29 protein-coding genes and 4 pseudogenes are annotated in these 26,619 nt (G+C 72.1%); 23 read left to right on the forward strand and 10 right to left on the reverse strand.

Annotated elements, in window-relative coordinates; genetic code table 11:
- Positions 1 to 26 precede the first annotated feature (26 nt).
- Complete coding sequence (locus IE244_RS27495) at positions 27 to 584, reverse strand: DoxX family protein (protein WP_191876259.1); 558 nt, start codon at positions 582 to 584, stop codon at positions 27 to 29.
- A 213-nt stretch (positions 585 to 797) separates the two neighbouring features.
- The gene (locus IE244_RS27500; RefSeq protein WP_229854362.1) at positions 798 to 953 is read right to left on the reverse strand and encodes a hypothetical protein; all 156 of its coding nucleotides are present in this window, start codon (positions 951 to 953) and stop codon (positions 798 to 800) included.
- Between the two features lie 7 nt (positions 954 to 960).
- Here IE244_RS27500 and IE244_RS27505 point away from each other — a divergent pair, with 7 nt between their 5' ends.
- On the forward strand, positions 961 to 1,146 hold the full coding sequence (locus tag IE244_RS27505; protein ID WP_191876304.1) for a hypothetical protein: 186 nt from the start codon (positions 961 to 963) through the stop codon (positions 1,144 to 1,146).
- Positions 1,147 to 1,213: 67 nt separating this feature from the next.
- On the opposite strand, the gene IE244_RS27510 is transcribed toward IE244_RS27505, so the two are convergent.
- Entirely contained in the window at positions 1,214 to 1,477 is a 264-nt protein-coding gene (locus IE244_RS27510; protein ID WP_191876260.1) for a hypothetical protein, read from the reverse strand.
- 205 nt (positions 1,478 to 1,682) lie between these two features.
- On the opposite strand from IE244_RS27510, the gene IE244_RS27515 reads away from it, so the two are divergent.
- The gene (locus IE244_RS27515) at positions 1,683 to 2,441 is read left to right on the forward strand and encodes an IclR family transcriptional regulator (protein WP_191876261.1); all 759 of its coding nucleotides are present in this window, start codon (positions 1,683 to 1,685) and stop codon (positions 2,439 to 2,441) included.
- A gap of 96 nt (positions 2,442 to 2,537) precedes the next feature.
- Positions 2,538 to 3,722: a PP2C family protein-serine/threonine phosphatase gene (locus tag IE244_RS27520; RefSeq protein ID WP_191876262.1), complete on the forward strand. Its 1,185-nt coding sequence runs from the start codon at positions 2,538 to 2,540 to the stop codon at positions 3,720 to 3,722.
- Here IE244_RS27520 and IE244_RS27525 read toward each other — a convergent pair.
- Positions 3,719 to 4,144 carry an ATP-binding protein gene (locus IE244_RS27525; protein ID WP_191876263.1) on the reverse strand — a complete coding sequence of 142 codons (426 nt, stop codon included), beginning with the start codon at positions 4,142 to 4,144 and terminating at the stop codon, positions 3,719 to 3,721. The two genes, IE244_RS27520 and IE244_RS27525, sit on opposite strands and share 4 nt — an antisense overlap.
- A 191-nt stretch (positions 4,145 to 4,335) precedes the next feature.
- Here IE244_RS27525 and IE244_RS27530 point away from each other — a divergent pair, with 191 nt between their 5' ends.
- From IE244_RS27530 to IE244_RS27545, 4 genes are all read left to right on the forward strand, one after another.
- Positions 4,336 to 5,103 (forward strand): IclR family transcriptional regulator, encoded by a 768-nt coding sequence (locus IE244_RS27530; RefSeq protein ID WP_191876264.1) that lies wholly within the window; start codon positions 4,336 to 4,338, stop codon positions 5,101 to 5,103.
- A gap of 43 nt (positions 5,104 to 5,146) precedes the next feature.
- Positions 5,147 to 6,676 (forward strand): glycerol kinase GlpK, encoded by a 1,530-nt coding sequence (glpK, locus tag IE244_RS27535; RefSeq protein WP_191876265.1) that lies wholly within the window; start codon positions 5,147 to 5,149, stop codon positions 6,674 to 6,676.
- A 119-nt stretch (positions 6,677 to 6,795) separates the two neighbouring features.
- Positions 6,796 to 8,046 (forward strand): LmeA family phospholipid-binding protein, encoded by a 1,251-nt coding sequence (locus IE244_RS27540; RefSeq protein WP_191876266.1) that lies wholly within the window; start codon positions 6,796 to 6,798, stop codon positions 8,044 to 8,046.
- Positions 8,047 to 8,265: 219 nt separating this feature from the next.
- Positions 8,266 to 9,693, forward strand: coding sequence for an alkaline phosphatase family protein (locus tag IE244_RS27545; protein ID WP_191876267.1), 1,428 nt, complete (start codon positions 8,266 to 8,268; stop codon positions 9,691 to 9,693).
- A 208-nt stretch (positions 9,694 to 9,901) separates the two neighbouring features.
- On the opposite strand, the gene IE244_RS27550 is transcribed toward IE244_RS27545, so the two are convergent.
- Positions 9,902 to 10,090: a hypothetical protein gene (locus tag IE244_RS27550; protein ID WP_191876268.1), complete on the reverse strand. Its 189-nt coding sequence runs from the start codon at positions 10,088 to 10,090 to the stop codon at positions 9,902 to 9,904.
- A gap of 127 nt (positions 10,091 to 10,217) precedes the next feature.
- Between IE244_RS27550 and IE244_RS43405 the strand changes: the two are divergent.
- Positions 10,218 to 10,676, forward strand: a pseudogene (locus IE244_RS43405) (EamA family transporter); the annotation flags it as partial.
- Positions 10,677 to 10,787: 111 nt separating this feature from the next.
- On the opposite strand, the gene IE244_RS27555 reads toward IE244_RS43405, so the two are convergent.
- Positions 10,788 to 11,633, reverse strand: a complete 846-nt coding sequence (locus tag IE244_RS27555; protein ID WP_191876269.1) for an SDR family NAD(P)-dependent oxidoreductase — start codon at positions 11,631 to 11,633, stop codon at positions 10,788 to 10,790.
- Between the two features lie 85 nt (positions 11,634 to 11,718).
- Here IE244_RS27555 and IE244_RS27560 point away from each other — a divergent pair, with 85 nt between their 5' ends.
- From IE244_RS27560 to IE244_RS27575, 4 genes are all read left to right on the forward strand, one after another.
- Positions 11,719 to 12,192, forward strand: coding sequence for a MarR family winged helix-turn-helix transcriptional regulator (locus IE244_RS27560; RefSeq protein ID WP_229854363.1), 474 nt, complete (start codon positions 11,719 to 11,721; stop codon positions 12,190 to 12,192).
- A gap of 57 nt (positions 12,193 to 12,249) precedes the next feature.
- The gene (locus tag IE244_RS27565; RefSeq protein ID WP_191876270.1) at positions 12,250 to 12,807 is read left to right on the forward strand and encodes a pyridoxamine 5'-phosphate oxidase family protein; all 558 of its coding nucleotides are present in this window, start codon (positions 12,250 to 12,252) and stop codon (positions 12,805 to 12,807) included.
- Between the two features lie 154 nt (positions 12,808 to 12,961).
- Entirely contained in the window at positions 12,962 to 13,519 is a 558-nt protein-coding gene (locus IE244_RS27570) for a DUF2243 domain-containing protein (protein ID WP_191876271.1), read from the forward strand.
- 20 nt (positions 13,520 to 13,539) lie between these two features.
- Positions 13,540 to 14,340: a cytochrome c oxidase assembly protein gene (locus IE244_RS27575; protein WP_191876272.1), complete on the forward strand. Its 801-nt coding sequence runs from the start codon at positions 13,540 to 13,542 to the stop codon at positions 14,338 to 14,340.
- A gap of 196 nt (positions 14,341 to 14,536) precedes the next feature.
- On the opposite strand, the gene IE244_RS27580 is transcribed toward IE244_RS27575, so the two are convergent.
- The gene (locus tag IE244_RS27580) at positions 14,537 to 14,872 is read right to left on the reverse strand and encodes a hypothetical protein (RefSeq protein WP_191876273.1); all 336 of its coding nucleotides are present in this window, start codon (positions 14,870 to 14,872) and stop codon (positions 14,537 to 14,539) included.
- 191 nt (positions 14,873 to 15,063) lie between these two features.
- Between IE244_RS27580 and IE244_RS27585 the strand changes: the two genes are divergently transcribed.
- The 3 genes from IE244_RS27585 to IE244_RS27595 all read left to right on the forward strand — a co-directional run bounded on the left by IE244_RS27585 (position 15,064) and on the right by IE244_RS27595 (position 19,118).
- Positions 15,064 to 15,807 carry a beta-phosphoglucomutase family hydrolase gene (locus IE244_RS27585; protein ID WP_191876274.1) on the forward strand — a complete coding sequence of 248 codons (744 nt, stop codon included), beginning with the start codon at positions 15,064 to 15,066 and terminating at the stop codon, positions 15,805 to 15,807.
- On the forward strand, positions 15,804 to 18,200 hold the full coding sequence (locus tag IE244_RS27590; RefSeq protein ID WP_191876275.1) for a glycoside hydrolase family 65 protein: 2,397 nt from the start codon (positions 15,804 to 15,806) through the stop codon (positions 18,198 to 18,200). Before IE244_RS27585 ends, IE244_RS27590 begins: the two co-directional genes overlap by 4 nt.
- 69 nt (positions 18,201 to 18,269) lie before the next feature.
- On the forward strand, positions 18,270 to 19,118 hold the full coding sequence (locus IE244_RS27595) for a class I SAM-dependent methyltransferase (protein ID WP_191876276.1): 849 nt from the start codon (positions 18,270 to 18,272) through the stop codon (positions 19,116 to 19,118).
- Here IE244_RS27595 and IE244_RS27600 read toward each other — a convergent pair.
- Entirely contained in the window at positions 19,115 to 19,552 is a 438-nt protein-coding gene (locus IE244_RS27600; RefSeq protein WP_191876277.1) for a hypothetical protein, read from the reverse strand. The genes IE244_RS27595 and IE244_RS27600 overlap by 4 nt on opposite strands.
- Positions 19,553 to 19,703: 151 nt before the next feature.
- Here IE244_RS27600 and IE244_RS27605 point away from each other — a divergent pair, with 151 nt between their 5' ends.
- From IE244_RS27605 to IE244_RS27615, 3 genes are all read left to right on the forward strand, one after another.
- Positions 19,704 to 20,846 carry a permease gene (locus IE244_RS27605; RefSeq protein WP_191876278.1) on the forward strand — a complete coding sequence of 381 codons (1,143 nt, stop codon included), beginning with the start codon at positions 19,704 to 19,706 and terminating at the stop codon, positions 20,844 to 20,846.
- 47 nt (positions 20,847 to 20,893) lie between these two features.
- Positions 20,894 to 21,850, forward strand: coding sequence for a MerR family transcriptional regulator (locus tag IE244_RS27610; RefSeq protein WP_191876279.1), 957 nt, complete (start codon positions 20,894 to 20,896; stop codon positions 21,848 to 21,850).
- Positions 21,851 to 21,932: 82 nt separating this feature from the next.
- Positions 21,933 to 22,577 carry an FMN-binding negative transcriptional regulator gene (locus IE244_RS27615; RefSeq protein ID WP_191876280.1) on the forward strand — a complete coding sequence of 215 codons (645 nt, stop codon included), beginning with the start codon at positions 21,933 to 21,935 and terminating at the stop codon, positions 22,575 to 22,577.
- Between the two features lie 49 nt (positions 22,578 to 22,626).
- On the opposite strand, the gene IE244_RS27620 is transcribed toward IE244_RS27615, so the two are convergent.
- Complete coding sequence (locus tag IE244_RS27620) at positions 22,627 to 23,094, reverse strand: winged helix-turn-helix transcriptional regulator (protein WP_191876281.1); 468 nt, start codon at positions 23,092 to 23,094, stop codon at positions 22,627 to 22,629.
- A 91-nt stretch (positions 23,095 to 23,185) separates the two neighbouring features.
- Here IE244_RS27620 and IE244_RS27625 point away from each other — a divergent pair, with 91 nt between their 5' ends.
- Together IE244_RS27625 and IE244_RS27630 are read left to right on the forward strand one after the other, a co-directional pair.
- Entirely contained in the window at positions 23,186 to 23,677 is a 492-nt protein-coding gene (locus IE244_RS27625; protein ID WP_191876282.1) for a PaaI family thioesterase, read from the forward strand.
- A 227-nt stretch (positions 23,678 to 23,904) separates the two neighbouring features.
- Complete coding sequence (locus IE244_RS27630) at positions 23,905 to 24,303, forward strand: TOBE domain-containing protein (RefSeq protein WP_191876283.1); 399 nt, start codon at positions 23,905 to 23,907, stop codon at positions 24,301 to 24,303.
- Here the strand turns inward: IE244_RS27630 and IE244_RS27635 are convergent.
- A pseudogene (locus IE244_RS27635) lies at positions 24,257 to 24,469 on the reverse strand (helix-turn-helix domain-containing protein); the annotation flags it as partial. The gene IE244_RS27630 and the pseudogene IE244_RS27635 overlap by 47 nt on opposite strands.
- Here IE244_RS27635 and IE244_RS27640 point away from each other — a divergent pair.
- The 3 genes and pseudogenes from IE244_RS27640 to IE244_RS27650 all read left to right on the forward strand — a co-directional run.
- Positions 24,468 to 25,502: pseudogene (locus IE244_RS27640) on the forward strand (xanthine dehydrogenase family protein molybdopterin-binding subunit); the annotation flags it as partial. The pseudogenes IE244_RS27635 and IE244_RS27640 sit on opposite strands and share 2 nt — an antisense overlap.
- A 458-nt stretch (positions 25,503 to 25,960) precedes the next feature.
- Positions 25,961 to 26,347, forward strand: coding sequence for a TOBE domain-containing protein (locus tag IE244_RS27645; protein WP_191876284.1), 387 nt, complete (start codon positions 25,961 to 25,963; stop codon positions 26,345 to 26,347).
- A gap of 37 nt (positions 26,348 to 26,384) precedes the next feature.
- Positions 26,385 to 26,619: pseudogene (locus IE244_RS27650) on the forward strand (molybdate ABC transporter substrate-binding protein); the annotation flags it as partial.

The raw sequence follows: 26,619 nt of genomic DNA on the forward strand, positions 1-26,619 counted from the left end.
CGGTGCCTCTCGACGGCCCAGGGCCTTCAGAGCGCGAGCGTCACCGCGGCGGCGGCGCCGCCGAGGCCGAGGGCGACGGCTGCCTCCTTCCAGCCGCCCCCGCCCCAGCGGAAGAAGTGGTCGGCGGCCAGTCGGCCGGGGCCGATGGCGGCGACGGCCAGGGCGACGACGGTGATACACACGCTGTATTCCACGCCGCCGTCCGCATCCCACAGGCCGTGGGCGCCGGTGACCGTGGCCATCGCATTGATCATGACGCCGATCAGGGCGGCGGCCGCCAGCGGCGTCAGCAGTCCGAGGGCCAGGCCGAGACCGCCGAGCAGCTCGGACAGCCCTCCGATGGTGGCGAAGAGCTTTCCCGGGTGGTACCCGAGGGCCGCGAACCCCTTGCCCGTCGCGGTCAGGCCCGGGCCCCCGAAGAACCCGAAGACCTTCTGAGCCCCATGGGCGGCCATCAGCAGACCGAAGGTCAGCCTGATGAGCAGCAGGCCCGCGTCGGCGGCCGTGGCCAGGGGGGCGGTGGTGGGATGCGCTACCGGTTCCGTGGAACGAGCGGATCGGTTCAGGATGCGCTTGGTGAACATGGCGATGCTCCGGTCGGAACGCCGGGACGGGCGTTTCCCCCAGCTCGGACGGATGCCGAGCAACCGGTGACGAGCGGTCCCCGCGCAGCGGCGCGGAGCGTGCTCTCCCCACGATCCTTGCGCCGGGGGCGGTGTCGTGCATCCGGGCGCGAGGGCCCGCGGGGGCGTGCGGCCGGGCGGCGAGGGCCACGGGGGCGTGCGGCCGGTGTCGTGTCAGTGGTCCTGGGCCGCCCGGTCGTCACGATCGGGGTCGCTCGGGCCCAGCCGCACGCAGCACTCCCCGGGCTCCGGGGCGAGGACGGCGTCGACTCCGTTGACCTCAAGGCCGTGGAGGTAGCCGCCGAGGAAGGCCTGGTTCCTACCGCACACCAGGTCGGTGGCCCCCGGATCCCCGTCTACCGCGACCGCGCACGGCCCCGGCCACCGCGGAGGTTCCGGGGGACCGGGGCGCCGTCCCCGCGGACGGCACTTCCCCTTCGCGGTGGTGCTGGCACACGGCCTGTTCGCCGTGGTCACGCTGGTCCTGGTCCTGCTCACCGCCCTCGGCACCGGGGGCAGCTGACATGACCCAGCACCCGCAGCATCGCTCCCCCGCCCGAAGAGCGCCGGGGGACCGGCCCGGCGATCCGCTACAGCAGGCCCAGCGCGGGGACGGCGACGTTGAGGGGCCCGAAGCCGATGGGGTCGGCGGGGCTGCCCAGGACCCCGCCCGCGGACGACCTGTCAGGGTTGTCGCCGGTGAGCGGTGCCGGGATGCGCGCAGGCGCGGCAGCCGGGCCACCGGCCGGCGCGGAGCCGGCACGAGCGGCGGCCGCCGACACGTCGGCCGCGCACACGCCGAGGCCGCCGACGGCAAGAAGCGTGACAGCCGCGATACGCAGAGACTTGGTCATTTCCATCCTTCGAGGCGTTCCGTTCTCCTGGCACGACACCCCACCGATCCGAGGCGAGGGTCGCCGTGTCAACGCGCGGCCGGTCCCCAGGTGACGCCCGCCTCGTACACCCGGGGCACCCGGTCGGAATCCGTACGGTCCCCGGGCGCCGCTCCCTCAAAGCGCCTGCCTTGCCGCTGCCGGGCGCCCGGCGCAGGCTGGTCCTATGAGCGCTCAGGACGGCCCCACGCTCATCACCTCCGTGCAGCGGGCCTTCCGGTTGCTGGAGGCGGTGAGCGCGCACGAGAACGGGGCGCCGGCGAAACAGCTGGCACGCGAGACCGAACTGCCCCTGGCCACCGCCTACCACCTGCTGCGCACCCTGGTGCACGACGGATACGTGCGGAAACTGGACGACGGCGGCTTCGTGCTGGGCGACCGGCTGAACTCCCTGCACGCGGCCGGCCACACCCAGACGCTGCTCAGCCGCGTCCGCCCGACGCTCGCCGCCCTGCGCGACGAGCTGTCCAGCGCCTGCTACCTCACGTTCTACGAGGACGGCGAGATCAGGGTCGCCGACATCGTCGACGGGCCCCGTACGCCCCGGGTGGACCTGTGGGTGGGGTTCGAGGACGCCGGGCACGCCACCGCCCTGGGCAAATCCGTGCTGCGCGAGCTGGACGAGGACGCCCGCCGGGACTATCTGGCCAGGCATCACCTCCCCGACCTCACGCCACGGACGATCACCAGCCTTCCGGAGCTGCTGCGCAGGATCGCATCACCCCCGATGGCACCGGTCGTCACGGACCTGGAGGAGTACACACTCGGCACGGTGTGCGTCGCCGTGCCGGTCTACCGCGGCGGCACGCTGGGCTCGCTCGGCGTCTCCCTGCCCGTGGAACGGCGGACGCAGCTCCAGCAGATCGGGGCACGTCTGCTCCCCATCGCGGGCCGTGTGACCAGAAGTCTCTCGCTCACTATCTGAAAACCCGCTCCTTGTGACAGCCGCGCCCAGCCCGTTTCCTTGAACGAAAGGGACATTCCGGGTGCGCCCCCTACAGGCAAGGACTGCGGACGAGACATGAGCCAGGCCGGACACCATGGCGACGAGCAGGAGCCGAGGAGGCCGTTCAGGAACCGCGCGGCCTACGCTGCGGCGTCGGTGCGCCGGCATGCCGCCCGGCAGCTGGCCCCCAGGACGCCGGTGCTGCCGGTACTGGTACTCGCCGTCGTCGTGCTCGTGGACCTCGCCGGAGGGGCGGGCCTGATCTGGCTGCCGCTGCTGGCGGCCGGGCCCGCACTGGCCCCCGCGACCAACGGGCCGCGCGGCGTGCTGTGCGCCGGCCTGCTCGCCACGGCGCTGGGCGCGGCGCTGGGCATCGGGCACGGTGTCCCGCCGAGCGAGCTGACGGCCGTACTGTGCGCCCTGCTGGCCGTCACGGCCGCCAGCGTGCTGGCCAGCGCGCTGGGTGGCCGGCGTGAGCGGGTCCTCGCGGCCGTCCGCTCGGTGGCCGAGGCGGCCCAGCACGCGGTGCTTCAGCCCGTCCCCGAGACCGTCGGCCCGTTCCGGGTGGCCGTCCGTTACAGCGCCGCGGCGGCCGAGGCCCGGATCGGCGGGGATCTCTACGCCCTGGTGCCCACCCCGCACGGGGTGCGGCTGATCGTCGGCGACGTACGCGGCAAGGGGCTGCCGGCCGTGGGCACCGCGGCACTGGTGCTCGGTGTGTTCCGCGAGGCCGCCCATGACGAGCCCGACCTGCTGGCCGTCGTCGGCCGGATCGAGCGGAGCCTCGCCCGTAACCTCGGCCCCGACGACTTCGTCACCGCCGTGGTCGCCGGATGCCCCCCATCCGGACATCTGGAGGTCGTCAACTGCGGACACGCCCCTCCGCTGCTGATCTCCGCGTCCGGAGACGTCAGGGCGGTGGAACCCGCCCACCCCACGCCCCCGCTGGGGCTGCGCGCGCTCTCGGGCCAGGCCCCTCACCTGCAGCGTCTGCCCTTCGCGGTGGGAGAACAGCTGCTGCTGTACACCGACGGGGTCACCGAGGCCCGCGACCACGCGCGCGCGTTCTATCCGCTGGCCGAGGGGGTGGCCCGGCATGTCTCCGACGAGCCCGCCCGCACGCTCACCGCGCTCCACAACGAGCTGCTGGCGCATGTGGGCGGCCGGCTGCACGACGACGCGGCGCTGCTCCTGCTCCGCAAGCACGGTGCGGACAACGAGCAGGCCCCCCTGCCGCCCCGGGCCGAGGCCGCGCTCTAGAGCGCGACGAGCTCGGCCCAGCGGGTGACCCCGCCGGTGTGGACGCGTATGCCGTGCCGGGTCGCCAGGGCGTGGACGATCGTCTCGCCCCGGCCGTGCTCGTCCGGGTCGATCCCGGCGACGGAGCGGCCCATCGGGAGCGCGGGTCCCGCGTCGGTGATCTCGACGCACAGCGTCCGAGCGCCGTCGCCGGGCAGCCACGACAACCGGAGTACGGCCGGCGGACAGGCATGGATGATCGCGTTGGTGACCAGCTCCGACACCACGAGCAGAGAGTCCTCGACCAGGTCCGCGGACACCCTCCACTGCGCCAGGACCGCCGCGACACGGCGACGTACGGCCGAGACCGCACCGGCGACGGGGGGCACCGGACACACATGTTCGTAGGCCGCCCGGATGAGCGTGTTGAGCTGAGCCGTCATGGTCTCTCCCGATGGTGTGTGCTGCCGGTCCGGCGCCGCGTCTCGCAGTTCCGACCTTGCAGCACGCTATGAAGACAAACCGGGCGCGTCAATGAACAGCGGTCGGCATTACCGAACGCCGATCTTCCCCTGCGACCACCTAGCGTCCAGCCCGCGCGGCGAAGCGTCCGCAGCGGTAATAGGCTCGCCTCATGGCCGGCCCAGTCCAGTCGATCGAACGGGCGGCGGCGATCCTGCGTCTGCTCGCCGGCGGGCCCCGCCGACTCGGCCTCGGCGAGGTGGCGGCCTCGCTCGGGCTGGCGAAGGGCACCGCCCACGGCATTCTGCGCACACTCCAGCACGTGGACTTCGTGGAGCAGGACGCGGCGACCGGGAAGTACCAGCTCGGAGCCGCCCTGCTGCACCTCGGCACCAGCTACCTGGACGTCAACGAGCTCCGCTCGCGCTCCCTGAACTGGGCCGACGCCCTCGCCGCCCGCAGCGGGGAGGCCGTACGCCTGGGCACCCCCCTGGAGGGCAGCGTGCTCATCGTCCACCATGTGTTCCGGCCGGACGACACCTTCCAGACGCTGGACGTGGGTGCGCTGCTGCCCCTGCACGCCTCCTCGCTCGGCAAGGTCCTGCTGGCCTTCGGGACCGCGACGCCCGAGCCCAGCGACCAGCCGGGGCTGGAGGCGTACACCCGCCACACGCTGGTCGACCGCGAGCAGCTCGCCCGGGCGCTCGGCGAGGTGCGGGAACTCGGCTGGGCCGCCGAGATCCAGGAGATGAGCATGGGCGAGGCCGGGCTCGCCGCGCCGATCCGGGGCCACGGCGGCCTCGTCGTCGGTGCCATCGGGCTGTCCGGGCCGGTGGAGCGGATCTGCGACAGCCACGGCGATCCCCGCCCGAGTCTGATCACTCTGATCCGGGAAGCCGCGCGCGCGATCTCCAGAGACCTGGGAGCTGCCCGCTGGTAGGCCCGGAAGCCGCCCCTCGACCCGTCGGAAGGCAGACCCGATCATGGCTGAACGGTATGTAATGTCCATCGATCAGGGCACCAACTCGACCCGATGCATTCTGTTCGACCACCGCGGGCGGCTGGTCTCGGTCGCGCAGAAGGAGCACCAGCAGCACTTCCCCCGGCCCGGTTGGGTCGAGCACGACGCGGTCGAGATCTGGCAGAACCTCCGACGGGTCGTGCCCGAGGCCCTGTCCGACGCCGGGGTCGGCATCGGACAGGTCGCCGCCATCGGCCTGGCCAACCAGCGCGAGACGACGGTTCTCTGGGACCGGCGGACCGGCGCCCCGCTGGGCCGGGCGATCGTGTGGCAGGACACCCGCACGGCGCCGCTGGTCGAGGACCTCAGAAGCAACCCGGGCGAGGAGTTCTTCCTGCAGCGGTGTTCGCTGCCGCCCTCGACGTACTTCTCGGCGCTGCGGATCCGCTGGCTGTTCGACCACGTCAAGGATCTGCGGCAACGCGCCGTCGACGGCGAGGTGCTCTTCGGGACGATGGAGACCTGGCTGATCTGGAACCTCACCGGGGGCGCCGACGGCGGCCTGCACATCACCGACGCCACCAACGCCAGCCGCACGATGCTGATGAACATCCGCACACTCACCTGGGACGAGGACCTGCTGTCCTTCTTCGGGGTCCCCCGCTCGATGCTGCCCGAGATCAGGCCCTCGGCCGAGAGGTACGGCGACGCCCGCGCGCTGCTCCCCGGCGTCGCCATCACGGCCGCGCTCGGCGACCAGCAGGCCGCTCTGTTCGGCCAGACCTGCTTCTCCCCCGGTGAAGCGAAGTGCACCTACGGGACGGGGAGCTTCCTGCTGCTGAACACCGGCGGCGACGTCGTGCGGTCCCGGCACGGGCTCCTCACCACCGTCGCCTACAAGATCGGGGACCAGCGGCCGGCCTACGCCCTGGAGGGGTCCATAGCCGTCACCGGCGCGCTCGTCCAGTGGTTCCGTGACCGGCTGGGCCTGATCAGCAGCGCCCCGGAGATCGAGACCCTCGCACGGACGGTCGAGGACAACGGCGGCTGCTACATCGTCCCCGCCTTCTCCGGGCTCTTCGCGCCCCGCTGGCGCAGCGACGCACGCGGGGTCATCGTCGGCCTCACCTCGTACATCACCAAGGGGCATCTGGCGCGTGCCGTCCTGGAGGCCACCGGGTGGCAGACGCGCGAGGTCGTCGACGCCATGAACGCCGATTCCTCGGTCTCCCTCCAGCAGCTCAAGGTGGACGGGGGCATGACCGCGGACAACCTGCTCATGCAGTTCGTGGCCGACGTCCTCGACGTGCCCGTCGTACGGCCCCTGGTCGCCGAGACGGTCTCCCTGGGTGCCGCCTACGCGGCCGGCCTCGCTGCCGGCTACTGGCCGGACCTCGAAGTGCTGCGCCGCAACTGGCACCGGGCGGCGCAATGGATGCCCGCCATGGATCCCGCGCTGCGGGAGTCGGAGTACGAGAACTGGCAGCGGGCGGTCGAACGGTCCCTGGGGTGGGCCAGACCCTCGCGGGCCGCCGACTCGGGCCCACCCTGAGGCCGTTCACCCGCGCGATTCCCGCTGTCGGCCGCGCCCCGGTCGTGAAGTGAGCTGTTTCACGCCTTACTTCAGGCGGAACTTGCACAGCTGGTATAACTATGTGATCAAATCTACCGATGCGTACCCCCCACACCACGACGCATCACGCTGCTCAGTCGGACGGGCCTCCTCCGGAACAGGTTCCATCCCGCCGGAATCCGTACGACGAACTGGCCTTGCTGGCGGACGACCCGCTCGACGAATTCCTCACCGAGGACGGCACGCCGGCGCGACAGGAGGACGAGGCCGAGGAGCCCTGGGCACCCCCCAACCACCGGCGCGGCAGCCGCCGTCGCAACCGCGCCACCGGCCTGCCCACCGTGGCCCGCTTCCTCGTCTGGGCCCTCACCCTGGCCTGCCTCGTCACCCTGGCCGACCGCTGGGCGTTGCTGTACGCCGAGCACAAGGCCTCCGAACAGCTGAAGGACAAGCTGCATCTCGCCGCCGCCCCCGAAGTACGGATCGGCGGCTTTCCCTTTCTCACGCAACTGGCCGCACGGCGCCTGGACTCGGTCCAGGTCACCGTCCCCGACATCCCGGCGCACCGGGTCACGCTCACCCAGGTCACCGCCACCGCACACGACATACGCATCGACGGCGACGGACCCACCACGGTGCGCGGCGCACTGGTCCGGCAGCTGCACGGCCAGGTCCTGCTGTCCTTCGCCGACATGAACCGCGAACTCGGCGCCTCCCAGGTGGCCTTCACGGCTCAGGGGCCGGACCGTGTCCGGGCACACGGCACCCTGCGCATGGCGGGCCGTGACCTGAGCGTCCGGGCCGACGCCCGCATCCGGCGCGACGGGGACCGGGGCATCGCCACCTCCGTGGACGGCATCCGGCTCGACATCGACGACCTCGCGACATACCGGCCCGGCACCGGCCCCACCGAGGGTCTCCACCTGACCCGCGCCGCGGCACGCCGTCTGACCCGGCAGGCGGAGAAGATCAGGGCTTTCCTGGCGCTCCCCGAGATCGTGCACCGACTGGGCGTCCCCGACAGTGCGGTGCGCGCCGCGCTCCACGACGAGGACAAGCTCCACCGACTCACCGGCGCGCCGCGCTTCCTGCACCAGTTGACCCGCGTGAACCTGGTCGACGCGGCAGTCGCCCACCCGGCACTCCTCCAACGGCTGGGCCTGGACCCGTCGCTGCTGACCGCGCTGACCAAGCTCACGCGTCCCCAGATCGCCGACCGCTTCTCCTTCGCCGTCCAGCTCCCGAAGCCACCCGGGGGCACCATGCGCCTGCAGCGGGTGACGGTGGGCCAGGACGGCATCCACGTCGACGTCTCGGGGGCGGGACTGCTCGTGGGACACCCTCGGTGAAGGTGTAGCAGCCACCCTTTCTCAACGCGCGGCAACGGCCGTGGAACGCCCAGGTGTGGCAGGTCACGGCTTGGCCAAGCCCTTCCGGCGCGTTGGTCACATGTTCACTGCCCCTCCCTGATGCGCCCCGCCCTGACGGGCGAAGGATGAGCGGCGGCCCGCCTTCTCGCCGGGCCGGCCGTCACTCCGAGAGCTTCCCCCGCTCAAGAAGGGGCCATCATGGCCGAGTTGACACGCCGCAGACTTCTGGGTTCGGCCGCGGGCGCGCTGGGCGGCACCGCGGCCCTCTCCCTCCTCCCCCCGAGCGTGCAGCGGGCGGTCGCCGCCGGGCCGCCCCGGCACGGCTCGCTGCGCGACATCGAGCACGTCGTCATGCTGATGCAGGAGAACCGGTCGTTCGACCACTACTTCGGCACCCTGTCCGGTGTCCGCGGCTTCGACGACCCGCACGCCCTCCGGCTCGACAACGGCCGTTCCGTCTTCTACCAGCCGGACGCCGCGAACCCGAAGGGCTATCTGCTGCCCTTCCACCTCGACACCCGCACATCGAGCGCCCAGGCCATCCCGTCCACCAGCCATGCCTGGTCCGTGCAGCACCAGGCCTGGAACGGCGGCAGGATGGACCGGTGGCTGCCCGCCCACCGCAAGGCCGACGGCGTCAACGGCCCTTATGTGATGGGCTACTACACGCGCGAGGACATCCCGTTCCAGTTCGCGCTCGCCGAGACCTTCACCGTCTGCGACCACCACTACTGCTCGGTGTTCGGCCCCACCTGGCCCAACCGCCTGATGTGGATGACCGGCACGATCGACCCGGGCGGCACCAGGGGCGGCCCGGTCATCAGCAACGTCGCGCCCACACCGTACCGCTGGACGACGTACGCCGAACGGCTCCAGGCGGCCGGGATCAGCTGGAAGGTGTACCAGCAGGACGACGACTACGGCTGCAACATGCTGGAGCAGTTCGCCGCCTTCAAGAACGCGTGGCCCGGCTCCGACCTGTACGAGCGGGGCGTGCGCCCGCAGCCCGAGGGCACCTTCGAGGACGACGCCCGCGGCGACCGCCTCCCGGCCGTGAGCTGGATCATGCCGACGAGCCACCAGTCGGAGCACCCCGACCACCTCCCGGCGGCCGGCGCCGACTTCGTGGCCTCGAAGATCGAGGCGATCGCGGCGAACCCCAAGGTGTGGCGCAAGACCGCCTTCATCCTCAACTACGACGAGAACGACGGCCTGTTCGACCACGTGCCCCCGCCCACGCCCCCCGTGGGCACGCCGAACGAGTACGTCCAGGGTCTGCCGATCGGTGGCGGCTTCCGGGTCCCGGCCGTCATCGTCTCCCCCTGGACCGCCGGTGGCTGGGTCGCCTCGGAGGCCTTCGACCACACCTCGGCCCTGCGCTTCCTGGAACGGTTCACCGGAGTGGCGGAGCCGAACATCAGCGAGTGGCGGCGTGCCGCCTTCGGCGACCTCACGACCGCCTTCCGCTTCCGCGACGCCCGCCCCCGCCCGCCCCGGCTCCCCGACGACACGGCGCGGCAGCTGGAGCGGGCCAGGAAGGAGGTGGCGACGCTCCCGAAGCCGACGCTCCCGGGAGCGGACCAGACCTTCCCGCACCAGGAGAGGGGCCGACGTCCGCACGTGTGACACACCGCGCCGCGCGGCCGGGGCCTGGCGAGGGCCGGAGGCCTGACGGGTGCGCGGCGCCGCGTCGGCTCGGCAACGATCCGACCGCCACGGCCACCGCCGGCTTCCGCTCACCGGGCGCTGCCCGGAGCGGCCGAGGAACATCCCCCGGATCCCGGCGGTGGTACCGGTCCATGGGTGACCTCTTGGCGCTGCTGGCGTCTTAGGCCTACGGCAGCTCGGACTTCGCGGCCGGAGTGGGCAGCCGGCGCTTCGCGGCCGGACCGGTCCCGGCGGTCGTGCAGGCCTTCGGGCTGCTCGCCGCCGGCGTCGGCGTCCTGCTCTTCCCCGGGGCCGGGCCGACGTCCCACGCACTGACCTGGGGTGCGCTCAGCGGGCTCGGGAGCGCCGCGGGCACGCCGGCGCTCTACCGCGGCCTCTCGATCGGAGCGATGAGGGTGACCGCGACCTGCTCGGCCGTCCTCACCGCCGTCATCCCGGCCTTCGGCGGGCTCGTCCTCGGCGATCACCTCTCCCCTCCGGCCATGACCGGCGTCATCATCGCGGTGCCCGCGATCGCCCTGGTGTCCTGGCAACCCCGGTCCGACCACCGCGGCCGCGCCGGGCTGGGCCACGGCATCGTCGCCGGAGCCGGATTCGCGCTGCTGTTCATCGCCCTGGACCGCGCCGGTACCGCCTCCGGAGCCTGGCCGCTGGTCCCCGGCCAGGCCGCGGCGCTGGTGCTCGTGCTCCCGTTCGCGCACGCGGCGCGTCCCCGGCAGGGCGACTGGCGCCCGGCGGTCCCGGCGACCGTGGGGGCCGGCCTGCTCGCCGGCACCGCCAACCTGCTCTTCCTGGCCACCACCGGCCAGGGCCAGCTCACCGTCGTCGCCGTGCTCACCGCCCTCTGCCCCGCGGTCACGGTCCTGCTCGCCCGTGTCCTGCTCGCCGAGCGCTCGACCCGCCTCCAGGTCACCGGCCTGCTCGCCGCGGCAGCAGCGACCGCCCTCACCACCCTCGGTCGCTCCAGGCACCGGCCCCGGCGAGGGAGACGCCTCGCCCTGCAGCACGCTCTCGCCGCGGACGGGCCCGCGGCCGGCGTCCCGGCCGGCCGGTCAGTCGACCCAGGCCGCGGTGAGGTCCTGGACCGCGGAGCCGTCGACGTCGGCGAGCTTGGTGCCGACGAAGGCGCGGGCCCAGGCGGAGGTCTGGATCCGGAACGCCGGCCGGTCCGCGGTGAGCGCCTCCATGACCGCCTCCGCCGCCGCGGCCGGAGTCTGGGCGCTGCCGTCCAGGAACCGCTCGACGGTACGGTCGATGTAGTGGCGCAGGGCGTCGGAGTACGGGCCTTCGTCGATGTCCGCTTCCAGGTCGAAGCCGAGGTTGTTCACGAACTCGGTGGCGACGGCACCGGGTTCCACGACGGAGACGCTCACGCCCAGCGTCCGCGCGACCGGGGCCAGGCTCTCCATGTAGCCCTCGACCGCGAACTTGGCGGCGCAGTACGCCTCGTTGAACGGCTGGCCGATGACGCCACCCACGCTGGTGACGGTGATCAGGCGCCCGCCGGTGGCGCGCAGGTGCGGGAGTGCGGCCTTGGACACGTTCAGCACGCCGAAGAAGTTGACCTCCATCACGGTGCGGACGTCGGCCACGGCCTCGTTCTCCAGGGTGCCCAGGTGGCCGGCGCCCGCGTTGTTGATGACGGCGTCCAGGCGGCCGTAGTCGGCGATCACGCCGTCGACGGCGGCGGCGACGGACGCCTCGTCGGTCACGTCGAGCCGGCGGATGTCGAGGTCGACGCCCGCTTCGGTGGCGGCCTTGCGCAGTGCCTCGCTGCGGGTGGTGTCACGGAGGGTGGCGATGGTCCGCCAGCCTGCCCGGGCGGCGGCGACGGCGGCCGCGAGGCCGATGCCGGAGGAGGTGCCGGTGATCAGGACGGTGCGCGGGGTGGTGGACATGGCCCAGGCCTTTCGATCATTTATGTGCGTGCACACACAACATAGCTTTATGTGTGTGCACACGCAACTCGTCTATACTGGGCCCATGCCGAAGAAGCTGCCCCAGGCCGAGATGCCCGCCGCCGACTACGCCTTCTACGGGCTCGTCTGGGCCGGCACCGTGCTGACGGAGCGCGTCGACCGGGCCCTCACCAAGACGCACGACCTCCCTGTGTCCTGGTTCGAGGTCATGCTGTGGCTGGCGTCCAGCCCGGACCCCGTTCCCGCCTCCGTCCTCGGCAACAGCACCATGCTCAGCCGCAGCCAGGTCTCACGGGTCGTGGACGCACTCCAGGCCCGGGGCCTGGTGACCCGCACCCCCTCCGCGCGCGACGCACGGTCGGTCGAGGTGTCCCTCACCACCGAGGGCCACCGCGTCTTCACGGAGGCCGACGCCACCCGCCGGGAGGTTCTGGCCCCGGTCTTCACGGACCTGCTCGACGAGCACGACATGGAGGCCCTCGGTACGGTGTGGCGCAAGCTCAAGGCGGCGAAGGAGAACGCGCCCACCTCAGGCTGAGCCCGCCGAGAAGCCCGGCTCCGCCTTCGGGTCGGCCTGGACACGAGGAGATCCGCCATGTCCCCACAGGGATCCGCCGGACAGCCCAGGGCCGAGCTGGACGCCCGCTACAGTTCCGCCCTCAATCCGCGCCCGGGTGCCGCCGACGTCACCGCCACCGAATGGGCCGAGGCCGAACGGCAGATGACGGCCGCCGAGATCTTCTGGTTGTCCACGGTACGCCCGAACGGCCGGCTGCACGTCACGCCCGTGATCGCCGCCTGGCACGAGGGGGTGCTGTACTTCTCCACCGGCAGGGAGGAACAGAAGGCGAGGAACCTCGCCCAGGACAGCCACTGCGCGCTGACCACCGGCGGGAACGCGCTCGGCTCAGGACTCGACCTCGTGGTCGAGGGCAAGGCCGAGCCGGTCTCCGATCCGGCCGTGCTGGATGAGGTCGTCGCGGCGTACGAGGAGAAGTACGGGCCGCACATCACCTCGTCCGAAGGCAGCTTCCACGGCATCGGGGACGCGATGCGCAAGGGTGCCGTGGTGGTGTTCGCGGTGGTCCCCGGGACGGCGTACGGCTTCGGTCGGCGCGACGGTGTCTTCACGCACACGCGGTGGACGTTCTGAGCGCGGAACGGGCCGCCTGAGCGCCGGTGCGCCCCTGGCCGAATCCCTGGCCCCGGGGCGGCTTCGGCGGTGAATGGCCGACAGCGGCGGCGCGGTCGAGCGGTCGAGCTGGTAGCTCCTAGGAGGGACAGCGGACGCCGGCGGAAGGAAGGCCATGGCCATCGGGGACGGAACCAGGGCCGACGCCGCGCCGCCGGACCTTCGGCTGCCCGGGATCGTGCTGGGGGTGGGGCTGGGCGGGTTCGTCGACGGCATCCTGCTGCATCAGCTCCTGCAGTGGCACCACATGCTCACCAGCACCAACCACGACCGCATCGGGGTGAAGTACTACGACCCGCACACCGTCTCCGGGCTGGAGATGAACACCGTGTGGGACGGCGTCTTCCACGCCGTGTGCTGGCTCGCGGTGCTCACCGGTCTCGCGTTGCTCTACGCGCGGGTGACGACCGGCAGGCGCGGGGTGTGGGCCTCGCGGGTCCTGTGGGGGTGGATTCTGGCCGGTTGGGGCATCTTCAACCTCGTCGAAGGCATTCTGGACCACCAGATCCTGGGCATCCACCACGTGCACGGCGGGCCGCACCAGCTCTGGTGGGACATGGGCTTCCTCGCCCTGGGAGCGCTGCTGGTCGCCGGCGGCCTGCTCCTCCAGCGGGGTGCACGGCCCCACGAGCCGCAGGCGGCCGGCACCGGGCGGGCGGGACGGGTGCGCTGATGGGCCATGACAGCGGCCCCATGCATCACCCGGAGGGCGGCGGCGCGTGGCAGGTCCTGCTGCCGTTGCCGGGCCTGCTGGTGTGCGCCGTCCTCCATCTCTGCCTGGTCCGCCGGGCGCGGCGCCGCAACCCCGCACGGGGCTGGAGCTCCTGGCGCAGCGTCAGCTTCGGCGTCGGTCTCGCCCTGGCGGCCGTCGCCCTGCTGCCGCCCCTCGCGCCCCTGGCCCACAACGACTTCCGCGGTCACATGGCCCAGCACCTGCTCATCGGCATGTACGCACCGCTCGTCCTCGTGCTCGGCGCCCCGGTGACGCTCCTGCTGCGTGCCCTGCCGGCACCGCACGCCCGCGCTCTCACCCTGGTGCTGCACAGCCGTCCGGCCCGTCTCCTCACCCATCCGGTCATGGCCCTGCTGCTGTCCACCGGCAGTCTCGCGGTCCTGTACTTCACACCGCTCTACAACACCGCCATGGCCCATCCGGCCGGGCACTGGCTGCTGCACGCGCACTTCCTGCTGTCCGGCTGCCTGTTCGCCCATGCCATCGCCGGGCCGGACCCCGCCCCGGGCCGTCCCGGCGTACGGGCCCGGCTGGTCTGCCTCGGCTGTGCCATCGCCGTGCACGCGGTCGTCGCGCAGCTGATGTACGGCGGCTTCTGGGTCGACATCCACGCTCCCGTCCCCCAGGTGCGGGGCGGCGCGGAGATCATGTACTACGGCGGTGACATCGCCGAGCTCCTCCTCGCCGCGGCCCTCGTCGCCACCTGGCGCCCGGACCGGGCACCGCGGCCGCCCTTGGCCTACGCTACGGTGCGGAACTGACGGACCACCCCGGCGGCGGCACCCCCGGGATGCCGGCGGACCGCGGGCGGCCCCTCCCCCGGCCCAGGCCAGTCCGCCGGGCCCCGGGAGAACCGCACACTGCTGAAGGGCGGCTCGGACCGGCGGCGGACGGTCAAGGCGCCGTACGCCGCCCGGTGCGCGTACGGCACGGCCGGCGTGCCTCGCAGCGTGCCGGTCACTCCGGGTGGGCCACCGCGTCCCTCTGCAGTTGCACGGCCGCCAGCAGGCTCAGCGCGGGCTCCGCCTGGCGCAGCGCCTTCACCGCCGCGACCGATTCGATGGCCCCCGTGAACCCGACGGCCTCCAGCCGGGAACGGACCCAGCGGGCGCGCAGCTGGGTGTCCGTGGCGGCGGCCGTGGCCTCGACGAGGGCGGCGGCCCGCTCCAGGCCCGGGCGCTCTTCCGCGGACGCCTCGGTCAGCGCCTGGCGCAGGGTGGCCGCGACCAGGTCGGAGTCGCGGATGAGCAGTACGGCGTCGTGCTTCTTGGTCAGCCCCGTGAATGCCTTCATGTTGATCACTGTGCCTGTCACCTGCCCGGTCCGCCAAACCACTTGAGGAACCTCAGAGGCAGCGGCTCTCCGCGGCGCCGCCGGGTGCCGCCTGCCCGGGTGCCGCCCCGCCTCCACCGAGTGGGTGCCTTCCGGCCGGACGGACGGTGTCCTGCCGCGGCAGAGCGCACCGGGCTTCTAGCCTCGGCGGCATGCTGGGGCTTCCTGATCACGTCCGTGCCTGCCTGTTCGACCTCGACGGGGTGCTCACCCAGACCGCGAAAGTGCACGCGGCCGCCTGGAAGGAGATGTTCGACGGCTACCTCCGCGAGCGCGCGAGCCGTGAGGGCAGCGCGTTCGTGCCCTTCGACGCGGTCGAGGACTACGACGCGTACGTGGACGGGCGCCCCCGTGAGGACGGCGTGCGCACCTTCCTCGCGGCGCGCGGGGTGCACCTGCCCGAGGGGTCGCCGGACGACCCGCCGGAGGCGGAGACCGTGAACGGACTGGGCAACCGGAAGAACAACCTGGTGCTGCGGCGGATCCGCGAGGACGGGGTGCAACCCTACGAGGGCTCGGTGCGTTTCGTACACGCGGTGCGGGAAGCCGGTCTGCGCTGTGCGGTGGTCTCGTCCAGTGCGAACTGCCGGGACGTCCTGGTCGCGGCCGGGATCGAGGACCTCTTCGACGAGCGGATCGACGGAGTGGTGGCGCACCAGCGTCATCTGCGCGGCAAGCCCGCCCCGGACACCTTCCTGGAGGCGGCCCGCGGGCTGGGCACGGGGCCGGACGAGGCGGCCGTGTTCGAAGACGCCCTGGCCGGCGTCGAGGCGGGCCGGGCGGGCCGGTTCGGCGTGGTCGTGGGGGTCGACCGGGTGGGCCAGGCGGAGCAACTGCGGGCGCACGGGGCGGACGTGGTGGGCCGGGACCTGGCGGAACTGCTGGAGTCGCGGTGATCACCCATCCCAGCTTCACGGTCGAGCCGTGGTGCCTGCGCGAGACCGAGCTGAATCTCGATGTGCTCGCCCAGAGCGAATCGGTGTTCGCGCTGTCCAACGGGCACGTCGGGTGGCGCGGGAACCTCGACGAGGGAGAGCCGCACGGACTGCCCGGCGCCTACCTCAACGGCGTCTACGAGATGCATCCGCTGCCGTACGCGGAAGCGGGCTACGGGTATCCCGAGTCCGGCCAGACGATGATCAACGTCACCGACGGCAAGATCATCCGGCTGCTCGTCGACGACCACCCGTGCGATCTGCGGTACGGCCGGCTGCTGGCGCACGAGCGGGTTCTGGACTTCCGCTCCGGTCTGGTCACCCGGACCGCGCGGTGGACCTCGCCCGGCGGGCGTACGGTCCGGATCACGTCACGCCGGCTCGTGTCCTTCACCCAGCGGGCGGTGGCCGCGGTGGTGTACGAGGTGGAGCCGGTCGACGGACCGACCACGGTGGCCGTGCAGTCCGAACTCGTCGCCAACGAACAGCTGCCCCGTTTCGCGGGCGACCCGCGTGTCGCCGCGGCGACCGAGTCCCCGCTGCGGCCCGAGGAGCACTTCGCACAGGACACCCGGCTGCGCCTCGTGCACCGCACCGACCGCAGTGCGCTGCGGGTGGGAGCGGCGGCCGACCATCTGATCGAGGGGCCCGGGAGCACGAGCTGGACGGCGCAGAGCGAGCCCGACGTCAGCCGGCTGACAGTGACCGCGGACCTGGAGCCCGGACAGCCGCTGCGGCTGGTCAAGTTCGTGGCCTACGGCTGGTCCGGGGAGCGTTCGCTGCCGGCCGTGCACGATCAGGTGGACGGGGCGGTGGCGGCCGCGGTCAGCACCGGCTGGGACGGACTGGTCGCGGCCCAGCGGGCGTACCTTGACCGCTTCTGGGACGGCGCGGACGTCGTGGTGGAGGGCGACGCGCAGATCCAGCAGGCGGTGCGGTTCGCCCTCTTCCATGTGCTCCAGGCGGCGGCCCGCGGCGAGAACCGGGCGATTCCCGCGAAGGGCCTGACCGGCACCGGGTACGACGGCCACTCCTTCTGGGACACCGAGTCCTATGTGCTGCCGGTGCTGACGTTCACCGCGCCGGAAGCCGTCGCGTCGGCCCTGCGATGGCGGCACCGGACGCTGCCGGCGGCACGGGAGCGCGCGCGTCAACTGGGGCTGTCGGGGGCGACGTTCCCCTGGCGGACCATCGACGGCGCGGAGTGCTCCGCCTACTGGCCCGCGGGGACGGCCGCCTTCCACGTCAACGCCGACATCGCCGCGGCCGTCGTACGGTACGTCATGGTGACCGGAGACGAGGACTTCGAGCGCGCCGAGGGGCTCGACCTGCTCGTGGAGACCGCCCGGCTGTGGCGCTCCCTCGGTCACCACGACGCGGAGGGCGTCTTCCACATCGACGGGGTCACCGGCCCCGACGAGTACAGCGCCTTCGCCCGGGACAACCTGTACACCAACCTGATGGCCCGGCAGAACATGCTCGCCGCGGCGGACGCGGCGGTCCGCCACCGGGACCGCGCCACGGAACTCGGTGTCGACGACGAGGAGGCCGCGGTGTGGCGGGACGCCGCGGCCCGCATGGCGGTGCCCTACAACGACGCTCTCGGCGTCCACGAACAGTCGGCCGGTTTCACGACCTTCCAGCGCTGGGACTTCGAGGCGACCCCGCCCGAGAACTACCCGCTGCTGCTGCACTACCCCTACTTCGACCTCTACCGCAAGCAGGTGCTGAAACAGGCCGACCTGGTACTGGCGATGCTGGAGTGCCCGCACGCCTTCACCGACGAGGAGAAGGCACGCAACTTCGCCTACTACGACGCGCTGACCGTCCGCGACTCCTCCCTCTCGGCGTGCTCCCAGGCGGTACTCGCCGCCGAGACCGGGCATCTGCGACTGGCCTACGCCTACCTCGGCGAGGCCGCGCTGATGGACCTGGACGACCTTGAGCACAACACCCGCGACGGACTGCACATCGCCTCCCTCGCCGGAACCTGGATCGCCGTGGTCGTGGGCTTCGGGGGGATGCGCCGTCACCTCGGCGAGGACGGAAAGCCGGACCAGCTGGCGTTCACACCACGCCTGCCGGAAGCCCTGTCCCGGGTGGCGTTCACCGTGCTGGTGCGCGGACGCAGACTGAAGGTGGACATCGGCCCGGCCCATGCGCGTTACCAGCTGGTGGCAGGCGACCCGCTGGTCGTGCTGCACCACGGGCAGCCGACGACCGTCACCGGCGACGAGCCGGTGGTCCGCCCGATGCCCCCCGTGCCCCCGCGCCCCGAGCCGCAACAGCCGCCGGGCCGCCACCCGGTGCGCCTGCCCGCCGACGAGGGCTCCCGGACTGAGACACTCGAGTAGCGCAGCGGGGAACCCGCTGCGTACGGCCGCCCTCAGCAGGCGGACAGCGACCGGTACCGGGGGGAAGGCGTGACGGACCACGGCGGGCGGCGGCGCATCGATCTGGACGGCGTCCCCGAGACGCTGCTGTGGAATCTCTACCAGCGGGCCTTCGAGGCACGGCAGCCGCACCCGGTGCTCGACGACCCGAAGGCGATCGAGCTCGTCGAACGCATCGACTATCCCTTCGAAGAGACCTTCGGCACGCCTTCCCCGCTCCTCGCCCAGGGACAGGCGCTGCGCGTGCGCACGTTCGACGATGCCGTCAGGGGCTTCCTCCGGGAGCACCCCCACGGCACGGTCGTCACGCTCGCCGAAGGGCTGGAGACGCAGTTCTGGCGGGTCGACAACGGCCGCGCCCGCTGGCTCTGCGTCGAACTCCCGGAGACCGCGCGGGTGCGCCGCGCGCTGCTGCCGGACGGGGAACGCCGCCGGACGCTGGCGCAGTCGGCACTGGACCTGTCCTGGCGGGACGAGGTGGACGCCTCGCAGGGGGTGCTCGTCACCGCCCAGGGCCTGCTGATGTACCTTCAGCCGGCGAAGGTGCGGGATCTGATCGCCGGCTGCGCCGGGGCGTTTCCCGGCGGGGCCCTGGTCTTCGACGCGGTGCCCCGGTGGTTCGGCGAACGCACCCTGCGCGGCGCGATGAAGACGGCGCAGGGCTATGTGACTCCGCCCATGCCCTGGGCGCTGGACGCCGGGGAGCTGGACAAGATCGGCACGGCGCACCCGGCGGTCACCGAGGTCCGTGAGCTGCCGCTGCCCCGCGGGCGCGGCCCGTACTTCGGCCTCGTGTGGCCGGCGCTGCGCAGGCTGCCGGTCGTGCGGAACATCCGGCCGACGATGACCGTCATGGCCCGCTTCGGCCCGACTCCCTAGCGAGGCAGCGAACCGGCCGCCGTCCTGTGTGACGGCGCCGGCGCGACGGCGGCCGTCCGCCTCGCTCCCAGCCAGGCGAGGGAGGTGAGGACGAACAACCCCTCGACGAGCAGGGAGAGCGGTCCGTACGGCGACTCCCAACCGGGTTCGTAGTAGCCGCCGGGCAGACCCACGGTGCGGGACGACAGAAATCCGATGATCATGCCGAGGCTGACCACGGATCCGGCCAGCCACGCGGCCGCCGGACGCCTCAGGGTCACCAGTGCCGCGGCCACGACGAGCATGACGGCACTGCCCAGGGCGAACAGCAAGCCGATGTAGAACTTCACCTCCAGGTGATCGGGAACAAGGAGGCCGTGCAGCACGACGTTGCCGATGGCGCAGCACGCTCCCAGCCCTCTCAGAGTGACGTCGGTGACGGAGAGGGAGGTCATGATGACTCCAGCCGTTGATATGTGCGCAAGAGACCTACGGGACGAAGGGGTTGCTCCGTTTCGGGAGGCGGCGCCTCCTGTGAGGGGATACGCAAACGACGTTGGAAAGGATTCCGGGTAACGGACCGCTACGGCGAAGGGTGCGCAAGCCATGCACGCGATCGGGCACGCCCTGGCCGTCGCCGGGGCGATGACCTGGGAGATCACCTGGGCCCTCGTCCTCGGCTTCGGCCTGTCCGCCGTCGTACAGGCGGTGGTGCGCCGCGAGACCGTCGTACGTCTCCTCGGCGACGACCGACCGCGGACCCTGGCCCTGTCCGCGGGGCTCGGCGCGGCCTCGTCGTCCTGCTCCTACGCGGCCGTCGCTCTGGCCCGCTCGCTGTTCCGCAAGGGCGCGGACTTCACGGCCGCGATGGCCTTCGAGATCGCCTCCACCAACCTGGTGATCGAGCTGGGCGTGATCCTCGCGCTGCTGATGGGCTGGCAGTTCACCGTGGCGGAGTTCGTCGGCGGACCTCTCATGATCATTCTGCTTGCCGTTCTGTTCCGTCTCCTCCTGCGGCAGCGACTTCTGCGCAGCGCCGGGGAGCAGGCCGAACGGGGGCTGGCCGGCTCCATGGAAGGCCACGCGGCCATGGACATGTCGGTGCGGGGCGAAGGCGGTTTCCTCCGTCGGCTGCTCACCCGAGACGGTTTCACCTCCGTGTCGCACATCTTCGTCATGGAGTGGGCGGCGATCCTGCGCGACCTGGTGGCGGGCCTGCTGATCGCGGGGGCGATCGCCGCATGGGTACCGGACGATTTCTGGCGCGCGTTCTTCCTCGCCGACCATCCGCTCGCGGCGAAGCTGATCGGCCCGCTCGTGGGCCCGCTCGTCGCGATCGCCACCTTCGTGTGCTCGATCGGCAACGTGCCGCTGGCCGTCGTGCTGTGGAAGGGAGGCATCAGCTTCGGCGGCGTGATCGCCTTCATCTACGCGGACCTGTTGATCCTGCCGATCCTGAACATCTACCGGAAGTACTACGGGGCCCGGATGGCGGCGTTCCTGTTCCTGACCTTCTTCACGGCGATGGCCCTGGCCGGATACCTCGTCGAGTTCGCCTTCGGGGGCCTGGGTCTCATCCCGGACCAGGCCCGGGCGAGGCTTCCCCAGGAGGGTGTCAGCTGGAACTACACGACCTGGCTCAACATCGCCTTCCTGCTGCTGGCCGCCGCCTCGCTCGTACGCTTCCTGCGCACCGGTGGCCCGGCCATGCTGCGGATGATGGGCGGGGCACCCGAGCACGGCGCTTGACCTTGCCCCCAGGGGCAGGGTTTAGCGTCAGCAGCGAGGTGAGCGGCATGAAGATCGGTGAACTCGCACGTCAGGCCGGCGTGACGACGAAAGCGGTGCGGTACTACGAATCGCTGGGCTTGATCACGCCCGAGCGGCTCGCCAACGGCTACCGCGACTACGGCGGCGCCGACGTGCGCCTCGTGCGCGAGATCAGGGCCCTCCACCAGCTGGGCATCCCCGTCGAACGGACCCGGCCCTTCCTGGAGTGCCTGGCCGCCGGGAGCCTGCACGCCGACGACTGCCCCGCCTCGCTGGCCACCTACCGTGAGGCGATCGATGAACTCACCGGGCGCATCGAGGCGCTCAGCGCGCGCCGCGCGACACTGATCGCCCAGCTGCAGATCGCGGCCCACCGCGGCAGCGGTGTCGTACCGCGCAAGGCGGGCGGAGCGGCAGGCAGCGACTACCTGACCCTGCCCGTGGACCTGCCCGTCCCCGAGGACGACGGCGCCGCCGCCCACCTGCCCGGCACGCCGATGCCGCCCCTCGCGCTGCCGGACACCGCGGGCAAGACGGTCCGCCTGGACGCACTCGGGCCCCGGCGCACGGTGATCTACATCTACCCGCTCACCGGCCGTCCCGGCACCGACCTGCCGGAGGGCTGGAACTCCATCCCGGGCGCCCGCGGCTGCACCCCCGAAGCGTGCGGTTTCCGCGATCACTTCCAGGACCTCCTCGAAGCCGGTGCCGGCCGCGTGTACGGGCTGTCCAGCCAGGACACCGGCTACCAGAACGAGGTCGTGGAGCGGCTCGGCCTGCCCTTCGACATGCTCTCCGACCCGGCCCTCGGCCTCGCCGACACCCTGGGCCTGCCCACCTTCGAGGCCGACGGGGCGCGCCTGTTCAGGCGACTGACCCTCGTCGTCCGCGGCGGCGTGATCGAGCACGCCTTCTACCCGGTCTTCCCACCGGACGAGCACGCCCAGCAGGTCCTGACCTGGCTGCGCGAGAACCCCCTGTAGGGCGGTGCCGGCGGCCACGGGCCGTCAGACGCCCGCTGAGGCACCCTTCCCCCTTCTCACGATCGCCGACGGAGGCCCGACCGTGTACGTTCCGAAGCACTTCGTGCCCGGCGAGGACGCCGTCCGTGACCTGCTGGCCCACCACGGGGCGTCCGACCTGGTCACCATGACCCCGCGGGGCCTGCTGTCCACCCTGCTGCCCTTCGAGTACGACCCGGACGCCGGGGAGCACGGCGCGCTGATCGGGCACATGGCCCGCGCCAACGACCAGTGGCGCGAGCCGGTGCAGGGCGAGGCCATGGTGATCGTCCGGGGGCCCGAGGCGTACATAACGCCGACCTGGTACGCCACCAAGCGCGAGCACCATCGGGTGGTGCCGACGTGGAACTACATGGCCGCGCATGTCTACGGGCAGCTTGTCGTCCACGACGACCCGGCCTGGATCGAGGCACAGATGCGCCGGCTGACCGACCGGCACGAGGCCGGTTCCGACGAGCCCTGGTCGGTCGACCAGGCCCCGGCCCGGTACATCGCGGGCCGGCTGCGGGCTGTCGTCGGCGTCGAGTTGCTCATCAGCCGCGTCGAGGCGAAGTCCAAGCTCAGCCAGAACCAGCCGCGGGAGAACGTCGAGGGGGTCGTCGCGGGTCTCATAGCCCGCGGCCAGGCCGGTGACACCGCGGTCGCCGCCGCGGTCCGTGCCCACGACCCGCACCCCACCACGTCCTGAGCGGCGCGCCCTACGGCACCACGACCCACCCGCGGCTCCTGACGTCCCTTCAGGTCGCCGTGTGTGCCGAGGCACCGGGTTTGGTGTACGCCTGCCGTGGCTCGAGACGCCCGTGATCGGCCGTGCAGACGACGACGGCTTCGACCGGTTCGCCGCAGTCACGGTGCCGTACCTCCAGGGGCGGCCCCTCGGCGTCCGCGGTGTAGCGGTCGCCCCACTGCTTGAGGGCGATCATCACGGGCCACAGATCCCAGCCCTTGCGGGTGAGGCGGTACTCGTGGCGCGTACGGCGGCCGGGCTCGCGATAGGGGACGGTGTCCAGGATCCCGGCGGCGACGAGTTTGCGCAGCCGGTCCGCCAGCACCGCCTCCGACAGTCCCATGTGCCGGCGGAAGTCGTCGAAACGGCGCACGCCGTTCATGGCGTCCCGCAGTACCAGCAGCGACCACTTCTCACCGATCAGGTCGAGGGTGCGCTGCACCGTGCAGTTCTCGGTGCTGGTCTCCAGCCAGATCATGCAGCCATCGTAGGCTGGCTTCGGCATTGACAGCCAGAAGTCCGGCTGGCTAGCTTCGGATATTGAAGTCAGTTGAGGAGGAAGAGGGCCCATGACGAGGTCACGCACGTTCGAATGGCAGGATCCGAGTGTCTCCGCCGCCGCCGTAGGCCGGGAGAGCGGTCTCGACTTCCTGCGCAGCGTGCTGGGCCGGCTGCCCGCCCCGCCCATCGCCGCGACCCTCGGGTTCACCCTGGAAGAGGTCGAGTCCGGCCGCGCCGTCTTCGTCCTGGAGCCGGGCGAGGAGCACTACAACCCCATCGGCAGCGTTCATGGCGGTGTCTACGCCACCCTCCTCGACTCAGCCGCGGGCTGTGCCGTGCAGTCCGCCCTTCCGGCAGGCATGGGGTACACGTCGCTCGACCTGAGCGTGAAGTTCCTGCGCCCCATCACCGTCGACACCGGCAAGGTCCGCGCCGTCGGCACCATCCTCAACCAGGGTCGCCGCACCGCCCTGGCGCAAGCCGAACTGTTCGATTCCGAGGACCGTCTGCTCGCCCATGCCACCAGCAGCTGCATGCTCTTCCCCGTTTCCCCGGGCTAGGCGGCGGCAACCGCGAGCCGCCCTTACGCACCCCTGGCCACCCTCAGGCCATCGAAGCGCCCGAGGCCTCCCGTGCGGCAGCGTCACGGCGGGGCCGCGAGGCTGAGTTCGGTGAGTCGACGGCGGAGCCGGGTCAGCACGGTGGCCCTTTCGGTGCGGGCCGGGACGGCCGTCACCCGCGTATCCGGCCGGCGCGGCAGCGTGCCCCGACCCCCTAGGGTTTCCGTGTGCCGACGCACAGCATTGGCCAGGCCGCGCGCCTGCTGAGAGTGAGCCCGGAAACCGTGCGCCGGTGGGCGGACGCGGGCCGGCTGCCGATGGGGCGGGACGGCTCGGGGAACCGGGTGATCGACGGCGTGGGGCTGGACCGGTTCGTGCGGGCGCGGGCGGCCGAGGGCGAGCGGCGTGACTCGCCGGGGCCGCCGACCTGCGTGCGCAACGCGCTCACGGGGATCGTCACGGCCCTGGCCATGGACGATGTCGTGGCCCGGGTGGAGATCCAGGCCGGTCCGCACCAGGCCGTGTCCCTGGTGACCCGGGAGGCCGTGGACGAGCTGGGGCTGGCTGTCGGGGTCACGGTCATCGCGCGGGTGAAGTCGACGAGCGTGCACGTCGAACGGCCGTAGCAGCCGGTGGACCGCTCGGGTCCGTGCGGCACAGCAGGGCCGCCCACAGGTCGAGGCGGTCCCGCAGGCGGGACAGGTCGCGGCCCGTGAAGTGCTCGATGCGCTGGATCCGGTAGTGGACCGTGTTGACGTGCAGGTGCAGCGCCTCGGCGGTGCGGGCCCAGGAGGACACCTACCGCACCCGGCGCGGACAGCACGCCAGCCTGGAGACACACGGAGCGGTCGCCTGGTTCGACGAGGACGGCCGGCTCACCGTGCGCACCAGCTCACAGACCCCGTTCCTCACCCGCCGCGCCCTGTGCGCCCTGTACGACCTGCCGCTGGAGCGGGTGCGGGTGATGGCGGGCCGGGTCGGCGGCGGCTTCGGCGGCAAGCAGGAGATGCTGGTCGAGGACATCGTCGCCCTGGCCGTGCTGAAGCTGCGCCGCCCGGTGAAACTGGAGTACACCCGCGCGGAGCAGTTCTACGGCGCCACCACCCGGCACCCCTTCACCATCCAGGTGAAGGCGGGCGCCCGCCGCGACGGCGTCCTCACCGCCCTCCAGCTGCGGGTCGTCGCGAACACCGGCGCGTACGGCAACCACGGCCCGGTCGTGATGTTCCACAGCGTCGGCGAGTCCATGGCGATCTACCGCGCCGTGCACAAGAAGGTCGACGCCTACTCGGTCTACACGCACACCGTCCCGGCCGGCGCGTTCCGCGGCTACGGCCTCGGCCAGGTGATGTTCGCCGTCGAGTCCGCCTTCGACGAACTGGCCCGACGGCTGGACCTGGACCCGCTGGAGTTCAAGGCCCGCAACGTCATCGGCGCCGACGAGCCGATGGTCACCCCGGGTGGCCACGAGGAGGACCTGCACATCGCCAGCTACGGCCTCGACCAATGCATCGGCATCGTGCGCCGGGCACAGGCGGAGACCGATGCGGGCCTTCCCGCGCCGGAAGGCTGGCTGGTCGGCGAGGGCGCGGCCCTGGCGATGATCGCCACCGGCCCGCCCGGTGGTCACATCGTCGACGCCACGACGACCGTGCACCGGCAGATCGCGGCCGGTGAACTCGGCACGACCGTCGACCGGATCGCCATCCGCCAGTCCGACACGGACGTCGTACGCCATGACACCGGCGCGTTCGCCTCCACCGGCACCGTCGTCGCCGGCAAGGCCACCCTGCGCGCCTCCCGCGCGCGTCGGCGGTCCTCTCGTCCGGTTCCAGAGGGAACCGCAGACCCCCAGGCCGAGCCCCCGATCCGGAACGCCTGGGCGCGCGGCTCCTGGCCCCGGGGGGCAGCTCCATGGTGCCGGCGTGCCCGTGCGGAACGCGGAGCCGCTCGGGCACGCCGGCGAAGAGCGGGTCGCTGCGCGCGGCCGGAGCGCACCGGATCTCGCCCCAGCCGACGGGAGCGCCCTACGGGCCCGGACCCTTCCGCCCGCCACCGAGGCCAGGAGCCGCGCGCCCAGGCACACGCCGAGCACCGATTCCGGCACCGGACCGACGGTCGTACCCGCGGCTGCGAGGGGCTGACTCGCGGGCCACCACCTCCCGGGTGACCGTACCCGGTCCTCACGTACAAACGCACATGCCAAGGAGGCGGAGGGATGCTTCGGCTCATGCGAAGCGACAGAAGACTTTTCCCTCGCATCTGCGGCAGTATCATCGGCACATGCACACCTACCGGATCGGGGACGCGGCCGCCTTACTCGGCGTCAGCGCCGACACCGTGAGGCGTCTGGTGGACGGCGGGAAGCTCACCGCCGCACGCGACGCGCTGGGCCGCCGGATCATCCCGGGGCCGGCTCTCGCCGCGTATGCCAGGCAGCTGCACCAGGCCGAGCGGGAGTCCACCGGCTCCTCCGCCCGCAACCGGTTGTCCGGCATCGTCACCGAGGTGATCCGCGGCGATGTGTCGGCGCAGGTGGAGATCCAGGCCGGACCGTTCCGGGTGGTGGCGATGGTCAGCCGCGAGTCGGCTGAGGAGTTGAAGCTGGAGCCCGGTGTTCCGGCGGTTGCCGTGATCAAGTCGACCAACGTGGTCGTCGAGAGACCGTAGACGAGTCCGTCAAGGACCTTGAGGGAGTGGACCCGTGATGACCCGTTCCGTGCGCCGGACCCGCCGCACGCTTCAGGTGACCGGTGCAGGCGCCGCCGCGCTGCTGGCCCTGAGCGCCTGCTCCTCCTCCGACGGCTCTTCGCCCTCGGACTCCGGCTCCTCGGCGTCCTCCGCGTCCGCGAAGCTGTCGGGCACGGTCACCGTGTTCGCCGCCGCCTCGCTCAAGGAGAGCTTCACCGCCTTGGGCAAGGAGTTCGAGCAGGCCCACCCGG

It is taken from the genome of Streptomyces filipinensis (genome assembly GCF_014649495.1).
Lineage (GTDB): Bacteria > Actinomycetota > Actinomycetes > Streptomycetales > Streptomycetaceae > Streptomyces > Streptomyces filipinensis.

Coding starts and splice junctions, on each gene's coding strand:
- IE244_RS27540 (WP_191876266.1), top strand. CDS start 6,796: ATGCGTACCCCCCACACCACGACGCATCACGCTGCTCAGTCGGACGGG.
- IE244_RS27610 (WP_191876279.1), top strand. CDS start 20,894: ATGAAGATCGGTGAACTCGCACGTCAGGCCGGCGTGACGACGAAAGCG.
- IE244_RS27510 (WP_191876260.1), bottom strand. CDS start 1,477: ATGACCAAGTCTCTGCGTATCGCGGCTGTCACGCTTCTTGCCGTCGGC.
- IE244_RS27580 (WP_191876273.1), bottom strand. CDS start 14,872: ATGAAGGCATTCACGGGGCTGACCAAGAAGCACGACGCCGTACTGCTC.
- IE244_RS27525 (WP_191876263.1), bottom strand. CDS start 4,144: ATGACGGCTCAGCTCAACACGCTCATCCGGGCGGCCTACGAACATGTG.
- IE244_RS27560 (WP_229854363.1), top strand. CDS start 11,719: ATGCCGAAGAAGCTGCCCCAGGCCGAGATGCCCGCCGCCGACTACGCC.
- IE244_RS27570 (WP_191876271.1), top strand. CDS start 12,962: ATGGCCATCGGGGACGGAACCAGGGCCGACGCCGCGCCGCCGGACCTT.
- IE244_RS27625 (WP_191876282.1), top strand. CDS start 23,186: ATGACGAGGTCACGCACGTTCGAATGGCAGGATCCGAGTGTCTCCGCC.
- glpK (WP_191876265.1), top strand. CDS start 5,147: ATGGCTGAACGGTATGTAATGTCCATCGATCAGGGCACCAACTCGACC.
- IE244_RS27575 (WP_191876272.1), top strand. CDS start 13,540: ATGCATCACCCGGAGGGCGGCGGCGCGTGGCAGGTCCTGCTGCCGTTG.
- IE244_RS27515 (WP_191876261.1), top strand. CDS start 1,683: ATGAGCGCTCAGGACGGCCCCACGCTCATCACCTCCGTGCAGCGGGCC.
- IE244_RS27620 (WP_191876281.1), bottom strand. CDS start 23,094: ATGATCTGGCTGGAGACCAGCACCGAGAACTGCACGGTGCAGCGCACC.
- IE244_RS27600 (WP_191876277.1), bottom strand. CDS start 19,552: ATGACCTCCCTCTCCGTCACCGACGTCACTCTGAGAGGGCTGGGAGCG.
- IE244_RS27495 (WP_191876259.1), bottom strand. CDS start 584: ATGTTCACCAAGCGCATCCTGAACCGATCCGCTCGTTCCACGGAACCG.
- IE244_RS27555 (WP_191876269.1), bottom strand. CDS start 11,633: ATGTCCACCACCCCGCGCACCGTCCTGATCACCGGCACCTCCTCCGGC.
- IE244_RS27545 (WP_191876267.1), top strand. CDS start 8,266: ATGGCCGAGTTGACACGCCGCAGACTTCTGGGTTCGGCCGCGGGCGCG.
- IE244_RS27520 (WP_191876262.1), top strand. CDS start 2,538: ATGAGCCAGGCCGGACACCATGGCGACGAGCAGGAGCCGAGGAGGCCG.
- IE244_RS27645 (WP_191876284.1), top strand. CDS start 25,961: ATGCACACCTACCGGATCGGGGACGCGGCCGCCTTACTCGGCGTCAGC.
- IE244_RS27565 (WP_191876270.1), top strand. CDS start 12,250: ATGTCCCCACAGGGATCCGCCGGACAGCCCAGGGCCGAGCTGGACGCC.
- IE244_RS27585 (WP_191876274.1), top strand. CDS start 15,064: ATGCTGGGGCTTCCTGATCACGTCCGTGCCTGCCTGTTCGACCTCGAC.
- IE244_RS27605 (WP_191876278.1), top strand. CDS start 19,704: ATGCACGCGATCGGGCACGCCCTGGCCGTCGCCGGGGCGATGACCTGG.
- IE244_RS27530 (WP_191876264.1), top strand. CDS start 4,336: ATGGCCGGCCCAGTCCAGTCGATCGAACGGGCGGCGGCGATCCTGCGT.